Source organism: Paraburkholderia caffeinilytica (assembly GCF_003368325.1).
In the GTDB taxonomy this organism is placed as follows: Bacteria; Pseudomonadota; Gammaproteobacteria; order Burkholderiales; family Burkholderiaceae; genus Paraburkholderia; species Paraburkholderia caffeinilytica.
Window position 1 is genome coordinate 413,781 of the sequence record NZ_CP031466.1, and the last position, 15,874, is coordinate 429,654.

At 62.0% G+C, this 15,874-nt stretch carries 17 protein-coding genes and 1 pseudogene; 6 read left to right on the forward strand and 12 right to left on the reverse strand.

All coding sequences use genetic code 11. The annotated features are described in order from the left end of the window. Positions 1 to 36: 36 nt before the first annotated feature. Both DSC91_RS01925 and DSC91_RS01930 read right to left on the reverse strand, forming a co-directional pair. Positions 37 to 807: a PP2C family protein-serine/threonine phosphatase gene (locus tag DSC91_RS01925; protein WP_115776577.1), complete on the reverse strand. Its 771-nt coding sequence runs from the start codon at positions 805 to 807 to the stop codon at positions 37 to 39. Between the two features lie 5 nt (positions 808 to 812). Continuing rightward, a complete protein-coding gene (locus DSC91_RS01930) occupies positions 813 to 1,100 on the reverse strand; it encodes a hypothetical protein (RefSeq protein ID WP_093637794.1) in 288 nt (95 codons plus the stop codon). Positions 1,101 to 1,560: 460 nt separating this feature from the next. On the opposite strand from DSC91_RS01930, the gene DSC91_RS01935 reads away from it, so the two are divergent. Both DSC91_RS01935 and DSC91_RS01940 read left to right on the forward strand, forming a co-directional pair. Then, positions 1,561 to 2,064, forward strand: a complete 504-nt coding sequence (locus tag DSC91_RS01935) for a lecithin retinol acyltransferase family protein (RefSeq protein ID WP_115776578.1) — start codon at positions 1,561 to 1,563, stop codon at positions 2,062 to 2,064. 67 nt (positions 2,065 to 2,131) lie between these two features. After that, positions 2,132 to 2,386 (forward strand): hypothetical protein, encoded by a 255-nt coding sequence (locus DSC91_RS01940; protein ID WP_115779644.1) that lies wholly within the window; start codon positions 2,132 to 2,134, stop codon positions 2,384 to 2,386. On the opposite strand, the gene DSC91_RS01945 is transcribed toward DSC91_RS01940, so the two are convergent. Further along, a complete protein-coding gene (locus tag DSC91_RS01945) occupies positions 2,383 to 3,261 on the reverse strand; it encodes a LysR family transcriptional regulator (protein WP_115776579.1) in 879 nt (292 codons plus the stop codon). The genes DSC91_RS01940 and DSC91_RS01945 overlap by 4 nt on opposite strands. A gap of 99 nt (positions 3,262 to 3,360) precedes the next feature. Here DSC91_RS01945 and bla point away from each other — a divergent pair, with 99 nt between their 5' ends. Beyond that, positions 3,361 to 4,296: a class A beta-lactamase gene (gene bla, locus DSC91_RS01950; protein WP_115776580.1), complete on the forward strand. Its 936-nt coding sequence runs from the start codon at positions 3,361 to 3,363 to the stop codon at positions 4,294 to 4,296. Between the two features lie 538 nt (positions 4,297 to 4,834). Next, positions 4,835 to 5,599 carry an IclR family transcriptional regulator gene (locus DSC91_RS01955; RefSeq protein ID WP_115776581.1) on the forward strand — a complete coding sequence of 255 codons (765 nt, stop codon included), beginning with the start codon at positions 4,835 to 4,837 and terminating at the stop codon, positions 5,597 to 5,599. On the opposite strand, the gene DSC91_RS01960 is transcribed toward DSC91_RS01955, so the two are convergent. The 5 genes and pseudogenes from DSC91_RS01960 to DSC91_RS01980 all read right to left on the reverse strand — a co-directional run. After that, on the reverse strand, positions 5,587 to 6,411 hold the full coding sequence (locus DSC91_RS01960) for a citryl-CoA lyase (protein WP_115776582.1): 825 nt from the start codon (positions 6,409 to 6,411) through the stop codon (positions 5,587 to 5,589). The genes DSC91_RS01955 and DSC91_RS01960 overlap by 13 nt on opposite strands. A 2-nt stretch (positions 6,412 to 6,413) precedes the next feature. Next, entirely contained in the window at positions 6,414 to 7,613 is a 1,200-nt protein-coding gene (locus DSC91_RS01965; protein ID WP_115776583.1) for a CaiB/BaiF CoA transferase family protein, read from the reverse strand. A 34-nt stretch (positions 7,614 to 7,647) separates the two neighbouring features. Then, positions 7,648 to 9,081: an MFS transporter gene (locus DSC91_RS01970; protein ID WP_115776584.1), complete on the reverse strand. Its 1,434-nt coding sequence runs from the start codon at positions 9,079 to 9,081 to the stop codon at positions 7,648 to 7,650. Between the two features lie 123 nt (positions 9,082 to 9,204). Next, positions 9,205 to 9,555, reverse strand: coding sequence for a response regulator (locus DSC91_RS01975; protein WP_115776585.1), 351 nt, complete (start codon positions 9,553 to 9,555; stop codon positions 9,205 to 9,207). 33 nt (positions 9,556 to 9,588) lie between these two features. Then, a pseudogene (locus DSC91_RS01980) lies at positions 9,589 to 9,738 on the reverse strand (ATPase domain-containing protein); the annotation flags it as partial. Positions 9,739 to 10,130: 392 nt separating this feature from the next. Here DSC91_RS01980 and DSC91_RS01985 point away from each other — a divergent pair. After that, complete coding sequence (locus DSC91_RS01985; protein ID WP_115776586.1) at positions 10,131 to 11,177, forward strand: phytoene/squalene synthase family protein; 1,047 nt, start codon at positions 10,131 to 10,133, stop codon at positions 11,175 to 11,177. Between the two features lie 134 nt (positions 11,178 to 11,311). After that, complete coding sequence (locus tag DSC91_RS01990; RefSeq protein WP_115776587.1) at positions 11,312 to 11,560, forward strand: hypothetical protein; 249 nt, start codon at positions 11,312 to 11,314, stop codon at positions 11,558 to 11,560. 308 nt (positions 11,561 to 11,868) lie between these two features. Here the strand turns inward: DSC91_RS01990 and DSC91_RS01995 are convergent, their stop codons facing one another. The 4 genes from DSC91_RS01995 to DSC91_RS02010 form a co-directional block, all read right to left on the reverse strand. Further along, positions 11,869 to 12,186, reverse strand: coding sequence for a DUF4148 domain-containing protein (locus DSC91_RS01995; protein ID WP_115776588.1), 318 nt, complete (start codon positions 12,184 to 12,186; stop codon positions 11,869 to 11,871). A gap of 177 nt (positions 12,187 to 12,363) precedes the next feature. Continuing rightward, positions 12,364 to 13,938, reverse strand: a complete 1,575-nt coding sequence (locus DSC91_RS02000) for an alkaline phosphatase family protein (protein ID WP_373291952.1) — start codon at positions 13,936 to 13,938, stop codon at positions 12,364 to 12,366. A gap of 218 nt (positions 13,939 to 14,156) precedes the next feature. Further along, entirely contained in the window at positions 14,157 to 15,020 is an 864-nt protein-coding gene (locus DSC91_RS02005) for an ABC transporter permease (protein WP_115776590.1), read from the reverse strand. A gap of 17 nt (positions 15,021 to 15,037) precedes the next feature. Beyond that, the gene (locus DSC91_RS02010; RefSeq protein WP_054035532.1) at positions 15,038 to 15,832 is read right to left on the reverse strand and encodes an ABC transporter ATP-binding protein; all 795 of its coding nucleotides are present in this window, start codon (positions 15,830 to 15,832) and stop codon (positions 15,038 to 15,040) included. Positions 15,833 to 15,874 lie beyond the last annotated feature (42 nt).

Here is a 15,874-nt window from a genome sequence, read left to right on the forward strand (position 1 = left end):
TGTGTCCCGTGGGCATGGGTGTGCCCGGTGCGTGTTTCAAGGCGCGGGGTTCAGCAAGGTTTTGTCGGACGCATACGGATCTTCGGCGTGCACCACCACTGCGGTGACATTGTCACGGCCGCCGTGCGCAATGGCGAGTTCGACCAGTTCATCGGACGCCCGCTCACACGCCACCGAGGTCAGCACCGCCAGTATTTCGGCATCGCTGACTTCGTTGCTGAGCCCATCGCTGCATAGCAGGAAAACGTCGCCGTCCGCGACTTCGATCGCATCGTCGTCGAGTTCGAGCACATCCGTTGCGCCGACCGCGCGCGTGATCATGTGCTGCGCCGGATGATGCCGCGCCTCTTCGTCGGTAATCACGCCGAGCGACTTGAGTTCTTCCACCTGACTGTGATCGCGCGTGAGTTGCCGCAACTGCCCTTCGCGATACAGATAGAGACGACTGTCGCCGGCCCATAGGTAGGCGCAGAAGCGGTCGCACGCGAGCAGCACGACGACGGTGCTGCCGATCCGTTGCACCTGGCGGCGTGCTGCCTCGTCCCTCAGTTGGCGGTTGGCTTTTTGCAGCCGGGCCCGCGCGTCGGCGATACCGGCTTTCATGGCGAGCGGCGGCGCGAGCCGGCTGAGCGCGTCGATGACCAGACGGCTCGCCAGATCGCCGACCGCGTGCCCGCCCATGCCGTCGGCGACGGCCCAGCGCCCGGGTTCGGGCTGGGCGAGACAGGCATCTTCGTTGATTTCACGGACGCGTCCCACGTCGGAGCGCGCGGACGACGTCCATCGAAATTGGCTCGGACAGTTCACAAGGGCTACACCATGTCGTTTCTGCTGCGTGCATCCGGCGAGACGTTGATGTTCGAGTTCGCGCCGGTGTTGCGCACATCGACCGACTGGAACGTGTTGATCATCTGGTTAGCATAGAAGTTGTTCGAGATGTCGTACAGATTCACGACCGGACCGATGCTCGGCGTTTCCCGCACATAGGGCTGAATCCAGCCGTACACCCACGGCGCACCGCCGCCGCCGCGGATCGCCGCCATCGCTTTGCGGTCGAGTGCGAGATTCAGCGAGAGATCGTTCACTGTGATGGAAGCCATGTCGTTCTCCGGTTGGCCGCGTGCGTCGGGCGCGCGGTTGAAAAGGAATTGAACGTGATGGTGCAAGTGCTATGCCAATTTGCGGCGCGAGCGGGCGCTTTCTCGCAATGCATTGATCGGCGGGCGATTCCGCGCGCCCGGGCAGGCCGCGCCTGTTCGTGCGGTGGCGAAGAGGTCGGGATGCCGCCAACACCCGGGCGTTCACACCGGTGCGGGACCCAACACATTGGCCGGACTCGCGGACTCTCGGCGAACACACTCCCGGCGGTTCAATCAGTGCCTCAAATGATCGATGTCCGCCAACAGATCGGCCTGATTTGTGTCGGCTCGTAGCGGACACCTGCCGCGCTCAAGACGCCTCGCCATTCCTGAAAGCCCTTTAAATAAAGGCTTTTCATCACATGGCCCGGATGATGCAAAAGATCTCGCAACAGTGTTGGATATTGAAGCGAGACCCGTCATGAACACGAACAACCTTCCGACGAGCAGCGAAAGCCAGGACGAATGCTGCAATGAAACGTCGACCATCGACCTGCCGGTCGGCGCGCACCTCGTTACGCAACGGCCCGGCTACGAACATCACGGCATTTACGTCGGCAATGGCCGCGTCGTTCATTACGCGGGTTTTGCGAGCTCGGCGCATCGCGGCCCGGTGGAAGAAGTGGAATTAACGCGCTTCGCCGCCGGTCATCCTTTGAAGATCCGCCCGACCCCGAGCGCCCGTTACGTCGGCGATGAAGCTGTGCGCCGCGCGCGCTCCCGCCTCGGCGAAAACCACTATCGCCTGCTGACGAACAACTGCGAGCACTTCTGCGCGTGGTGCCTGCTTGGCGAAAGCCGCAGCGAACAGGTGCATTGCTGCCTGACGCATCCCCGTGCCGGCATGCTCACGCTGGTGTGTCTGGTCAAGGCGTTTGTCGAACGCGCTACGAAGCATGGTCAGGTTGCCGTCCGGTTCGCGTGAGCGAGCGGGCATGGGTTGGGAATGAGCGGGAATGAGCCGGGAAATTCAGGGATTCGAGGAGAGCATCATGGTTGCCGCAGAAAAGACCTTGCACTGGGCCGTCGATAAATGGCTTGCGCCGACCCCGTCGATGCCCGCACGAGTCGTGCGGTTTTGCCATCGCGCGTCGCAGCATCAGCGCTACGTCTGCGTGGAAGCCCTGCGGCCGGGCGGCCTGCTGTCGATCTTCTTCTTCCGTCATGACGACGGTTCGTGGAACGTGTTTCCGCCGCAAGCCGAGCGGCCCGCCATGAACGGCCATCGCCGCGCGGCGGCTTGCTAGCCTGGTGTGCGCGAGGTCGCTTCCTTGACGATCCACTGACTGAACAGCAGCATTGCCGGCGTCATCGATTTGCCCTTCAACCACGTCAGCCAGTAGCTGCCGGCATGAACTTCCACCTCGAACGGGCGCGCGAGCCGGCCCGTGTTGATCTCGTGATCGAACATCAGCGCCGGTGCGAGTGCGATACCCGCGCCCTGCATGGCCGCCTCCACCATGAGCCGCGATGAATCGAACACCGGGCCGCGAATCGGCCGAGGCGGGATGCCGGCGGCCGTGAACCAGCTCATCCAGTCATCGGCGCGATAGGAGCGCAGCAAGGTTTCGTTGGCGAGGTCAGACGGGTCGGACAGACGCCCGGCGATTTCAGGTGCGCACAGAATCGCGAGCGGTGCGTCGAGCAGCCGGGTGGCGAGCGAGCCTGGCCAGGTGCCGTCGCCGAAACGAATCGCGAAGTCGAGGCCTTCGGTGGCGAGGTCGACCAGATTGTTGTTCGTCAGCAGCCGCAACTCGACGAACGGATGCGCCTCGCGAAACGACTTGAGTCGCGGCATCAACCAGCCCACCGCGAAGGTGCCCACCACGCCGACCGTCAACACCTCATGGAAGTGGCCGCCGTCGAATTGCTTGAGCACGGCCTCGATGCGATCGAACGCATCCGTGAGGACAGGGCGCAGCGCGAGACCTTCGTCGGTCATGGCCAGTCCGCGCGGCAGACGTTTGAAGAGCGCGGTGCCCAGCCGTTCTTCAAGCGTTCTCACCTGCTGACTCACGGCCGCCTGGGTGACGTTCAATTCGAGTGCGGCGCGCGTGAAGCTCAGATGTCGCGCCGATGACTCGAAGGCGCGCAGCGCATTCAACGGGAGATACGGTCTCATGGCGAAGGCATAAGTTTTTCTTGGGGTTGGACTAACTTATCATCGTTTGCCAGCGGGCGCCGAAAAACCCATAGTTGCGGCTTCACATAAGGAGCGGCGATGATCACAAGACGGAAATTCGCGGGCGCGATGCTCGGCGTTTCGATAGCTGGGATTGCGGTTGGCAGTGGCGGCGCGTTCGGCAAAGTGGTGAAGGCTGGCGCTACAAAGCAGGGCGGCGGCGTGGCCAAGGCGGATGCCATGCGTCAGCGGCTCGCGCAGATCGAAGCGGAAAGCGGCGGGCGGCTCGGTGTTTCGATCGTCGACACGACTTCCGGATTGCACGCCGGTTTGCGGACTGACGAGCGTTTTCCGATGTGCAGCACGTTCAAACTGCTGGCGGCGGGTTTCGTGCTGACGCGGGTGGATCGCGGACAAGAGGCGCTGGAACGGCGCGTCGTGTTTTCCAAAGGCGATCTCGTGCCGTACTCGCCGGCCACCAGCCGGCACACCCGCGAGCGCACCGGCGACGCGGGTATGAGCGTCGCCGATTTGTGCAAGGCAGCGATTACGCTCAGCGACAACACCGCGGCCAATCTGCTGCTGGCGAGCTTTGGCGGGCCCGCCGCCTTGACCGCGTTCGTGCGCAGTATCGGCGACGGGATCACACGTCTGGACCGCAACGAGCCGACGCTGAACGAAGCGACGCCCGGCGATCCGCGCGACACCACCACGCCCAACGCCATGCTCGGCAATCTGCGCGAACTGCTGCTGGGCGAACGTTTGTCCTCGTCGTCGCGCGCCCAGTTGCTGGCCTGGCTCGCCGCCAATCAGACCGGTGGCGAACGGATTCGCGCGAAGCTGCCGAAGGATTGGGGCGTCGGCGATAAAACCGGCACGGGCGATCATGGCACGGCAAACGACGTCGCGATTCTGTGGCCGCCGGGACGCGGGCCGATTCTCGTGACGGCCTACCTCACGGAGGCGAGTGGCGATACGGCGCGTTGCAATGCGGCGATTGCCAAGGTCGGGGCGCTGGTGGCGGCGTTGGTGTGACAGTGCGGGCACGTTCAGCACATGAAGCGATTTCTGGTGCAAACGCGCTGACTACTGGAAGGCGGCGAGCGGGCCACGCGAAAACGGGCAGACCGCGAGAAAGATCGGCCTGCGTTCTTCGCTTACGGTTGAAAGTCGAATCATGCGACACCAAGGCCCCTGGTGCCGTGTCGATCCTGATGGCGTTGCGTTGAATCAGGTGAGTTTATTGTCCGCGTCAGCGTGCGGAAGTCACTGATGCCATTTGACAAAACACCTTTCGAAGCACATATTTTCGTTTGCCTAAGGGCTACGATAAATACCTGACTAGCAGTAGACGGTCGGCTATCCGTGGACTTAGGCATTTTCATTTCTAGGCCGCGTCGCGGCTTTTTGCTTTTTCCGCTTAGGCTTTGATTTCGACGGCCGCAATTTCTTCCACCTCGGCCCCCGTTTCCCGGCCGTTTCGCCCTTGAAGAACTGCTGGCGGGTATGACAGCCCCGCGTCATGGCGTAAAATTTGAGCTTCGATATGAAGCAACGTTATTGACGCTAACTCATGCCAACGCCTGCGGACAAATCAAACTCAAAGGAAAGCGAGGGCGTTGCCGTCATCGATCGGGCTTGCGCGATTCTGTTCGCCTTCAGGCCGGACGACGTCGCGCTCACGCTCGCCGAACTCGCGGCGCGCACGGGGCTCTACAAGAGCACGCTGTTGCGGCTCGCGGGCTCGCTGATCCAGCATCGCCTGTTGCTGCGTCTGGACGACGGCCGCTATCAACTCGGCTCCGCCACCTTCATGCTCGGCGCGTTATACCAGCGCAGCCTGAACGTCGGCGATATTCTGGTGCCGTTGATGCGCGAACTCGCGGAAACGAGCGGCGAAAGCGTGTCCTTCTATGTGCGCGACGAAGCGGTGCGAGTGTGCCTGCATCGTGTGGATTCGACGCATGCGGTGCGATTCCACGTGCGCGAAGGCGACGTGCTGCCGCTGGAAAGCGGCTCGGGCGGCCTTGCATTGCTGGCCTTCGGCGGCATGCCGGGCGAGCCGTACGAGAAGATTCGCGAGGACTTCTACTGTGTGTCGATCGGCGAGCGCGATCGGGAGACGGCCGGGATTTCGATGCCGGTATTCGGTGTGCGCCAGAGTTTGCGTGGCGTGCTGACGCTCGCGGGCCCGAGTTCGCGCATCGATCAGGCGTTCCTCGAGGGCAATCTCGGCGCGCTGTTCGATTGCGCCACACGCGCGACCGATGCTTTGGGCGGCGACTCGCGCGCCATGCGCAACGCGCAGCGGCGCGCGGCCGAGGTTCAGGACAGGTGACGCTCGGGCTTGCCTGTGTAGGTGTAGTTCATCTGGCGCGGCATCGGACCTTTGTTGCGCTCGTTGCGTCCGCGTTGCTCCCAGGCATGCGACAGAATGCCGACCGCGCGTGACAGGCAGAACACCCCGCGTGCCAGCTCGGGCGCAAAGCCGAGTTCCGCGTAGATCACGGCGGTGGCGCCGTCGATATTCATCGGCACGGGTCTGTTCTTGCGCTGCTTGAGCAAGGCTTCAATGCCGCGGGCGATAGCGGCGTATCGTCCGCTGATACTTTTCTGTTCGACGCTGTCGTCCACGAGGGAAAGTAGCCGGATTGCCCGCGGATCGACCGGATGAAAGCGATGCCCGAAGCCGGGCAAATACTTGCCGCGTTCTGCGGTAAAAGCATCGACACCGTGCTCGACGGCCTCTTCTAACGCAGCGCCCGCTTCCATGCGTTCGGCGATGGAGTCATACAGTTCGACGGCCTGCTGACCGGCGCCGCCATGCACATCGTCGAGCGCATTGATGGCCGAGGCCATCGCGCCGTTCAGCGGCAAACCGCAACTGGTCGCCATCCGCGAAATCGCAATCGAAGGGGCATGCGGGCCATGATCCACCGATGCCACCAGCGCCGCTTCGAACAAACGCGCCTGCGCGACATCAGGCAGTTCACCGCGCAGCATCAGCCAGATCATCTGCGGGAAGCTGACGTTGCCGATCAACTCCTGAATCGGGAATCCGCGCACCTTGATCGAGCCGGGATGAATATCGATGATCGAGGTGCTCCAGTACTCGGCGGCGAGCTTGGCGGCGTCGAATGCTTGCGTCATGTTCAGATGACTCCTTCGGAGCGTAGGTGGTCGATTTGTGCGTCGTCGTAGCCGAGCGAGGCGAGATGCTCGCGCGTGTGAGCCGATAGAAGCGGCGCGGGCGTGGCCGGCGCAGTGTCGGCATCCGAGAGACGAAATCCCGCACGGGTGACGCGTTGCCGCTCAGTGGCGCCATCCCCGGCAAATTCGCGGATGAACTCGCGCGATTCCAGATGCGGGTGCGCGAGAATTTCCGGCACCGACATCACGCGCCCGGCCGGCACGCCCGCTTCGAAGAATTTGGCTTCCCAGTTCGTCGCGCTGTCGCTGGCCAGCGCCGCTTCGATTTCGGCCTTCAATGCCGCGCGATTCGCCTTGCGCGCGTTGCGCTCGGAAAAGCGCGCGTCGTCGAGCAGATCGGCGCGGCCGATCAGATGGCAGAGACTCGCGAACTGCTTGTTCTCGTTCGCGGCGATATTGAGCGGCCCGTTGCCGGTTTTGAAGGTGCCCGAAGGCGCGGCGGTGAAGTTTTCGTTGCCCATCGGCGCGGGCGTGACGCCGGCGTTCAGATAGTTCGACACGACCCAGCCCATCGTCGCCAGCGTGGCTTCCAGCATCGAGACGTCGAGCATGCGGCCGTGTCCGCTCGCACGGGCGTCGACCAACGCAGCGCAGATGCCGAACGCAGCCGTAAGGCCGCCCACGGTGTCCGATACCGGATAGCCGACGCGCAACGGCGCGCTGTCGGCGTCGCCGGTCACGCTCATCACGCCTGAAATACCCTGAATGATCTGATCGTAGGCCGGGCGTTTCGAAAACTCGCCGTCCATGCCGAAGCCGGAAATCGCGCAATACACGAGCCTGGGATTGACCTCGCGCAGCGCGTCGAAATCGAGGCCGAGCCGCGTCATCACGCCGGGCCGGAAGTTTTCCACCAGCACGTCCGCGGTTTTGACGAGCTCGCGCAAAATGGCCTTGCCGCGCGGGTCCTTCAGATTGAGCGTGATGGACTGCTTGCCCGCATTCACCGCGACGAATGAGGCGCCCATGTTGCGCATCGACGCTTCCTTGTCGGCGCCCAGGCGTCGCGCAAGATCGCCGCCTTCGGGATGCTCGACCTTGATCACCTCGGCGCCGAGCAGCGCGAGTTGATAGGCGCAAAACGGTCCCGCCAACACATTCGATAAATCCAGTACCCGCACTCCGGTCAACGGCAGTGTCATCTTTGAAGCCTCTTGTTCAATGCGTTCAATGCGTTCAATGCGAAATTTCGTCGAGGTTGCGATTGTTGGTACGCGGTCCGAAGATGCCGATCGCGCCCATCACCATCACCATCGACACGGTGATCAACGCGAACACGCCCGGCACCTGGAAGTGGCGCAGCGCGAAGGCGATCATGAAGCCGGAAAACATCGCGGATAAACGCGACATCGAGTAGACGAAGCCGACGGCGCGCGCCCGCAAGCGCGTGGGGAACAGTTCGGTCTGGTACGCGTGATAGCCGACCGAAAGCAGCGTGCCGGATAGCGTGATCAGCACACCGAGCGTCATCAGCATGGCGGGCGAAGTTTGCACCGCGAACAGACTGCCGAACACGGCGATGCCGAGTGCCGACAGTACGATCAAGGTCTTGCGTTCGATGCGGTCGGCGATCGCCATACCGATCAGCGGTCCGAACGGATTCGAGGCCGCGATAACGAACGAGTACATCAGGCTGTGCGTGATCGTTATGCCTTTCGAAACCAGCAAGGTCGGCACCCATGACGCAAAACCGTAGAAGCCGATCGCCTGGAACAGGTTGAACACGAGCATCGTGATCGCGCGTTTGCGATAGGGCGGTTGCCAGATTTCGCGGAAGGCTGCCTTGGTGGTGGCCGGCTCGACTGCCGGGACAGGGGCGGGCAATGGCTTCCCGTATTGCTGCGCGACTTTCGCTTCGATCGCCTGCATGACCTGTTCCGCTTCGGCGGTGCGGCCTTGCTGCGCGAGCCAGCGCGGGCTTTCCGGCACGCGCCGGCGGATGGCCCACACCACGACCGCACCGAGCGCGCCGATGATGACGACCCAGCGCCAGCCGCCGACGCCGAACGGCGTTTGCGGCACCAGCCACCACGCCAGCAGGGCGACCGAGGGCACGGCGGTGTACTGCACCAGATGAACGAAAGCGAAGGCGCGGCCACGCAGATGTTTCGGCACGAGTTCGCTGACATAGGTGTCGATCGTCACCAGTTCGACGCCCACGCCGATGCCCGCGATCAGGCGCCACAAGTTGATGGCCGGCGCGGTGGTTTGCAGCGCCATGATCAGCGTGGCGGCGGAGTACCACAGCAGCGAGACGGTGAACACAGTTCGGCGGCCATAGCGGTCCGCCATGCCCGCCAGGAAGAACGTGCCGATGAAGAGCCCGGCGAACGACGCCGCCACGAAGGCGCCCAGCCCGGAGACGCCGAAGAACGACGCGGTGGTTGTCGCGTAGAGCCCGCTTTTGACGAGGCCGGGGCCGACATAGGCCGTGAAAAACAGATCGTAGAACTCGAACCAGCCGCCGATCGACAGCAGGAACACCAGCATCCACACCGTGCGCGTCGCGGGCAGACGGTCGATGCGCGCGTTGATGCCGGTCGTGAGTCCCTGCGCACCGGCGCTTGAATGGGGCGACGCGCCGGGTGCGTCGATCGGCAGGCTTGCCATGGAATCCTCCTGAGAGTGTCTCGTGCCATATCGTTCTGTCTAACAGAACGACGTTCTATTTAATGAATGTGCCGAGATTAGTCCGTGTGACACCTGCCAGGAATTCGGGGTTTTACCTAGCCGTCAACCCCCCATTCGCTGCAGCATCGCAAGCAGGGCGTCGAATGAAAGCGGCTTGCGCACGTATTCGATGCTGGGATTCGGTTGCAATGGGATATCCGCAGCCGCGCTGCACAGGATGATCGGAATCGCGCGCAGATCGAGGTCGTCGTACAGTGCGGCGCATAGTTGCAGCCCCGACATGACCGGCATCATGCAGTCCGACACGATGACGTCGGGCCGGGTCTTGCCAATCTGTTCAAGCGCGGCTGCCCCGTTCGACGCCGTCAATACGGCATAGCTATGCCGTTCCAGCAACAGTCGCAGGACCGTGAGAATGTCGAACTCGTCGTCCACGACCAGAATGGTTTTCATGGGCGTCTACGCATTGGGTCGCGGCGTCGGCGTGGCCGACAGGATCGTCTTGCCCGCACCGGCCATGCTTTCCAGCAAACAGACCTCGCCGCTGACCGGACCGCCGCCCAGAATCTCATCGAAACCCGGGATACCTGTTTCCACGTCGGAGCGGAAGGACGTCTGGGATTCGTGGATAGTCATTGTCGAAATGTCGTTCAAAGTGCGCAGGAGCGACGGCGTGCAAATGGAATCAGGCGGACGATGTACTGCTCAATCTAACTGTGTCAGCAATTCGTGTTCCCGCGGGTGGGCGGCAAGACCTGGGTGAGCATTCGACGAGGAGGATCAAGTCTGGGGCCGCCACCTCCGGGTGGGCAGCATGCGGGAGGCGGGCGCGCGGCGTGCGCGAGGGGAGCGGAGCGACGTGGCTTGGAGGGCGGTGCGAAGGGAGCGCGCTGGCGCTTTTTTCAAGTCGATGCAACTAAGGGGTACGGTAAGAGATGGACGGGCATTGCCTTCGCACGGCAAATGCGCTTCGCCGTATACAATTCGGCAGCGCCTGATTCCTGCCCAATACTGATCTGATCCCACCCATGCCGAATCCGACCCGGGCCTTTATTCTCGGCCCGCTCCTGAAAGGCGTTTCACGCTCCTTCTATCTCACCCTGCGCGTGCTGCCCGTCGGGATGCGCGATCCGATCGGCCTCGCGTACCTGCTGGCGCGTGCCGCCGACACGATTGCGGACACCGCGCTGATCTCGCCCGAGCAACGTCTTGCATTGCTGCTGTCGCTGCGCGATCAGGTCAACGGCGCCTCGAACGACGGCGCGCTGTTCCAGCGCATGGCTTCGGAAGTGGCGGGCCAACAGGCCCAGTCCGATGAAAAGGTTCTGCTCGAATCGCTAGGACCCGCGCTCGAGGTGCTGTCGCAACTGAGCGAGTCCGACCGCAAGGCCGTCCGCGCGATCGTGTCGACGCTGACCGAGGGCATGGAATTCGACCTTCGCACCTTCCCCGACGAACGTTCCGGCCAGATCGCCGCGCTGCGCGAGTACGACGAACTCGACCGCTATACCTATCTGGTGGCGGGCTGCGTCGGCGAATTCTGGACAGGCATGACCTACGCGCACATGCCCGGCACGCTAAAAGAGCGGCCCGAGACCATGGCGCGCCGCGGCGTGCGTTTCGGCAAAGCGCTGCAAATCACCAACGTGCTGCGCGATTGCGGCAAGGATTTGCGGATCGGCCGCTGCTATCTTCCGCAGACGATGCTCGATCAATATGGCCTAAGCGCGCAAGATCTGTTGCAGCCGGTCAACTCCGTTCGCGCCCGGCCGCTGATGGTCGAACTCGTGCGCAAGGCGCTGGATCACTTTCGCGAGGCGCTGGACTACACGGTGGCGATTCCCGCGTTTTCCGTGCGTTTGCGTCTCGCCTGCCTGTGGCCGATTCTGATTGGACTGGACACGCTGCTGTTGATGGTGGACAACGACGCCTGGCTCGATCCCGCAAAAGTCTCCAAGGTGCGGCGCAACGACGTGTATCGGATCATCGCGTCGTCGCTGCTCCTGGTGCCGTCGAATGGGCTGGTGCGTCAGTCGGTTGAGACGCGGCTCAAGCAGATTGAAGCGCGTCTTTGAGCAACGGCTTTGTTATATGAACCCGTTCGCATCGTTGCGCGCGCAACCTGATTGCGCAGCGGCCACCAATCGGGAAACCCCTAGCATCCTGCATCGATGGTTCGCGTTAGTCTCTTCAAAAGAGGAGACGAACCATGAGACAAGCGTTCAATATTGCAGTGGTCTTGTTGCTTGGCTATTTGATGGCGGATAGGGCGCTGATGCGCGCGCAAGCCGGAGAGATGGGGACAATTACGTGCCACCAAGGCGCGGAGCTGGTCAAGTCGAACGCGATGAAAAAGGGTTTCGGCGACGCCGGGGCGAGCAGCCAGGGTGAAAATTTCCTGTCGAGTTGTCTCGTTACGGGCCGTGGCCAGGTCGGCGATCTGATCGCCCGCGAATGACGCCAGCAGCCTTGCGCCGCAGAGGGGTCGATCAGGCATAGCACGGCATAAACAAAAAGCGCCCAGACCGTGACGGTCCAGGCGAAGTCATCGGGAGCCCGATGACGGAGGTATCGAATACAGAACTGGCCCGCGATCGGGGATACTCGGTCGCGGGCCAGTTCGTTTGAATCAAGGTGCGTGACTATTTTGTGCGCGCGGCGGTCGATCAGGGTACACAGCGAAGCCGCTGCGATTTGTTCCGCTGAACAGCCCGATTGCTAGCCTGTTGAGCTTGCCGCCTCGCGTGTCAGCCTGGTTGGCAAAGCTTAGTTGGCGAAATAAACCGACGCCGGACCGTTCGCCGGAACCGGACGGCCCGACTGCGACGCGCCATTCATCCCACCGCCGTAACTGCTTTCCGCGGCTTGTGCGGTGCCGTTTTGCTGGGCGACACGGGCTTGCGCAGCGTGGAGATCAGCTGGGTAGTACGGGTCGGAGCGGCCCGGCTCGTAACCGGCCTTTTCGAGTTGAATCAGTTCCGCGCGCACCTGGGCGCGGGTCACCGGCTGGTTGGATTGTGCAAACGAGGCAACAGGAGCGGCCAGCGCAGCGGCGATAACAACGGCTTGAATGAGCGATTTCATGATGAACTACCTCCAGTTCAGTCTTTATCTTGCTACGAGCAGTCTTGTTCGCAGTCAGTGATTGCATTGTAGTTTTGCGATCTGGCCGGAGTAATCATCAATTCAGGTATTGTTTGTTGCGAAATTTGAAATAAAAAAGGCGTGCTTTGGTTGATGGGCCCTTGCGCGCACGGTTTGCTACAAGCGCGATGCCGCAACCGGGGAAGCGTCTTGCGGCGTCTTCGCCTGGGCCTTCGTGGACTGTGCGAGTCGCGTGAAGGCCTGCCCGGTGCGCGCTTCACGATCATCGCGCACCTGATAGAAGTCTTTGCTGAGCCACTGCCCAAAACGCATCATCGCGGAGCCGAGTGCGCTCTTTAACCGAACCCATCGGGTCTCGGTCAGCGCGAGGTGCGCGGCTGACAGCACCAGATCCGCGGCTAATTTATCCAGTTCTGTGTGCAAGTAATCCGCGAAATGATGGAGTCCGTGCTGATTGCCGTTCGACGACTTCCTTTCCAGCTCCACGTGTTCCGCAATCAGCGATTGATTGGTCACGCGGATAAAAGGCGCCGTATCGGTCCGGGCAATTCCCGCTGAGCGGATCGCCAGTCCGATGCTTGCCGCGGCCTGGGTGCGATTGCCGAGCGGTGCAAGCGTCCACTTGTCACACAGGTATTTCAGGAGGCTGCAATGATCGAATTGCGCATGGCACACGCCTCGATCGCACCATGGAGAAACGAGAATGGCGGGGACCCGCACGCCGAGTTGGGTGAAGTCAAAGCTGTCCGTGTTGTCGTCGGGCGCCACTGCGTTCGACGGCGGAGGCACATGGTCGAAGAATCCACCATGCTCGTCGTACAGGATGACTAACAGTGTGCTCTCCCACAATGCCGGATTGGAACGCAGCGCATTGTAGGTATCGGCGATCAGCTTCTCGGCCTTCATGGTGTTGTGCGGCGGATGATCGTCGTTCTGTGCTTCGCCGAAGTATTTCGGCTCGATGAGAACGAACGCCGGAAACTCGTTCGCGGGACCGGCTGCATCCTCGAAGAACGTGTCGAACAGCCGGTAATGGGCGAGGTTTTCCGCTCGACGCTGGTTTTTCAGCAGCAGCGACGCGGGGAAGTCGTAGAAGTAGACCTTCCACGTTTTCTCCGCGTCGTTCAAGCGATCGAAAATCGTGTCCTGATCCTGCTCGGTGTACCAGCGCGGATTGAGCGCATCGAGTCCCGCGGGCATTCCCACCTCGCCCATCGACGTACCCGTCAGCGCGAAATAACGGTTCGGCCAGGTTGGGCCGGGTAGCGATGAAAACCACTTGTCGCAGACGGTGAATTGCTCGCCCAGCGTGTGTAACGCCGGGAGAAAACCGCGCGGGTAATAGCCCATGATGTCCTGGCGCGCGGCGAGGGTGCTCTTCGGGTAGTCGTTCGCAAACGATCGAACGAAGCCGCCGTTTTCTCCCGCGATCTGGGCCAGCACGGCCTCGTGTCCGTGATCCGGATCGTGCCGCATCTGCCGCTCCTGGGTCGCCTTGGGGAAGAACGTATTGCCCTTGCCGTCATCGTTGGACTTCGACGCGGCGTTGCGTATTCCATCCAGACCGGTGTGCACTTCGTCCAGACAGCCGAGCATCTGATCGAAGGAGTGATTTTCCATCAACAGCAGAACGACATGCTCGATCCGGTCCTTCGGCGCGGTTGCCGCAGTTGTCGCATTCGCCGTGTTTGCCTCGCTTGCCGCCGCTTCGCCGTTGTGGACGTCACTCATATTCATCGCTCCTGCAGGGGATTGGATGGATTTTTTGTGCGTACTATCGTGATCAGCTCGATCAGGTGATGCCAGCGTTGCAAACGTAGCGCAAAACGCGCCGCTTCGAAAGTATGTTGTATTCGGTCCGTTATGCTGAATGAATGCGAGGCGGAACAAAAAGGAATAAAAAAAGGGCGCCGCGGCGCCCTTTCTCCAGATACGACCTGACAGTCGACTCAAACCGCCGTCGGCCGCCACTTCAACAGCCGTTGTTCGGCCGCGGTCAGCAGATAGTCCGCAGCCAGTGCGACCACGGCCAACACGATCATCGCCGCGAACACGCCGCTTGCGTTAAACGCACCTTGCGCGGTGGAGATCAGCAGACCGATACCTTGCTTCGAGCCGAGGAACTCGCCCACCACCGCACCGACCAGCGCAAAGCCGAAGCTCACGTGCAAGCTGGCAAGAATCCAGCTCAACGCCGACGGAATCACCACCGAGGTCGTCACCTGACGGCGCGACGCACCCAGAATCTGCGCATTCGCGATCATGTAGCGATCCGCCTCACGCACGCCCTGGAACGCGTTGGCGAACACCACGAAGAACACCATCACGACCGCCAGCGCCACCTTCGAAGCCATGCCGAGACCGAGCGCAATCACGAACACCGAGCCGAGCACCACGCGTGGAATCGAATTGGCGATCTTGATGTAGAGGCTGAACACGTCGGAGAGCAGCTTGTTGCGGCCGAGCACGATGCCGCAGAACACGCCGGCCACCGAACCGATAATGAAGCCGAGCCCGGTCTCTTCCAGCGTGACCCACACCTGCGTCAGGAGCGGTCCTTGCGACGTACCGTTCACGAACCAGTCGACGATCTGTTCGAAGATCGCACTCGGCATCGAGAAGAAGAACGGATCGATCCACTTCAGGCGGGCGGACAATTCCCATCCGCCGAGCACGACCACCAGCACGACAATGCGCAGCGTGATCACCAGCGCATGGCGTTGGCGGATGCGTTTTTGCGCGACGCGTTCGACTTGCGCGAGCGACGCGGGATCGATGCCCGAAGGCAGCGTTTGTTGAGGGGTAGTAGACATGTTTGCCGTTCCTTGGGTTATCCGATCTGCACTTCTTCGCGCAGGTCGTGCCAGATGTCGCGCGAGATTTCGATAAAGCGTGGGTCGTAGCGAACCTCCGACGTGACGCGCGGACGCGGCAGATCGATTTCGTACACTTTCTTGAGCGTGGCCGGACGCGCGGTCAGCACGAACACGCGATCCGCCAGCGCAATCGCTTCTTCCAGATCGTGCGTGACGAACACCACCGAACCGGCGCCGCCCCACAGTTGCAGCAGCTCGTCCTGCATCAGCGTGCGGGTCTGCATGTCGAGCGCCGAGAAGGGCTCGTCCATCAGCAGGATTTCCGGCTTGTTGATGAAGGTTTGCGCCAGCGCCACGCGCTTTCTCATGCCGCCGGACAGTTGATGCGGATAGTGCTTGCCGAACTTGTCGAGGCCCACGCGGCGCAGCCATTCGTTGGCCTCGTCGTACGCGGCGGATTTCGAGCGGCCGCGATACAGCGGACCGGCCGCCACGTTGTCGATCACCGAGCGCCACGGAAACACGGCGTCGGCCTGAAACACGAAGCCGATGCGCGGATCGATGCCGTCCACCGGCGCGCCCATCACGCGCACTTCGCCGGTGGTCGGCTTCAGCAAGCCGGTGATCATGCTGAGTGTGGTCGACTTGCCGCAACCGGTCGGGCCGACAACCGCGACGAACTCGCCGCGCGCCACCGACATGCTGAAGTCGCGCAATGCGATCGTCGCCTTGCCATCCGGAGAGATGAAACGGCACGATACGTTGCGCATCTCGATGGCGGGCGTATCGCGTGACAGAGGTTGATTCATCGGCTGGTGCCTCGCAGTTCTCTTGATGTTTAATGGGGCTGT

Excerpts from the sequence above, each read along its gene's own strand:
- bla (WP_115776580.1), top strand. The coding sequence starts at position 3,361 with ATGATCACAAGACGGAAATTCGCGGGCGCGATGCTCGGCGTTTCGATA.
- DSC91_RS01990 (WP_115776587.1), top strand. The coding sequence starts at position 11,312 with ATGAGACAAGCGTTCAATATTGCAGTGGTCTTGTTGCTTGGCTATTTG.
- DSC91_RS01960 (WP_115776582.1), bottom strand. The coding sequence starts at position 6,411 with ATGACGCAAGCATTCGACGCCGCCAAGCTCGCCGCCGAGTACTGGAGC.
- DSC91_RS01970 (WP_115776584.1), bottom strand. The coding sequence starts at position 9,081 with ATGGCAAGCCTGCCGATCGACGCACCCGGCGCGTCGCCCCATTCAAGC.
- DSC91_RS01955 (WP_115776581.1), top strand. The coding sequence starts at position 4,835 with ATGCCAACGCCTGCGGACAAATCAAACTCAAAGGAAAGCGAGGGCGTT.
- DSC91_RS01930 (WP_093637794.1), bottom strand. The coding sequence starts at position 1,100 with ATGGCTTCCATCACAGTGAACGATCTCTCGCTGAATCTCGCACTCGAC.
- DSC91_RS01985 (WP_115776586.1), top strand. The coding sequence starts at position 10,131 with ATGCCGAATCCGACCCGGGCCTTTATTCTCGGCCCGCTCCTGAAAGGC.
- DSC91_RS01945 (WP_115776579.1), bottom strand. The coding sequence starts at position 3,261 with ATGAGACCGTATCTCCCGTTGAATGCGCTGCGCGCCTTCGAGTCATCG.
- DSC91_RS01965 (WP_115776583.1), bottom strand. The coding sequence starts at position 7,613 with ATGACACTGCCGTTGACCGGAGTGCGGGTACTGGATTTATCGAATGTG.
- DSC91_RS01975 (WP_115776585.1), bottom strand. The coding sequence starts at position 9,555 with ATGAAAACCATTCTGGTCGTGGACGACGAGTTCGACATTCTCACGGTC.
- DSC91_RS01995 (WP_115776588.1), bottom strand. The coding sequence starts at position 12,186 with ATGAAATCGCTCATTCAAGCCGTTGTTATCGCCGCTGCGCTGGCCGCT.
- DSC91_RS02010 (WP_054035532.1), bottom strand. The coding sequence starts at position 15,832 with ATGAATCAACCTCTGTCACGCGATACGCCCGCCATCGAGATGCGCAAC.
- DSC91_RS02000 (WP_373291952.1), bottom strand. The coding sequence starts at position 13,938 with ATGAGTGACGTCCACAACGGCGAAGCGGCGGCAAGCGAGGCAAACACG.
- DSC91_RS01940 (WP_115779644.1), top strand. The coding sequence starts at position 2,132 with ATGGTTGCCGCAGAAAAGACCTTGCACTGGGCCGTCGATAAATGGCTT.
- DSC91_RS01935 (WP_115776578.1), top strand. The coding sequence starts at position 1,561 with ATGAACACGAACAACCTTCCGACGAGCAGCGAAAGCCAGGACGAATGC.
- DSC91_RS02005 (WP_115776590.1), bottom strand. The coding sequence starts at position 15,020 with ATGTCTACTACCCCTCAACAAACGCTGCCTTCGGGCATCGATCCCGCG.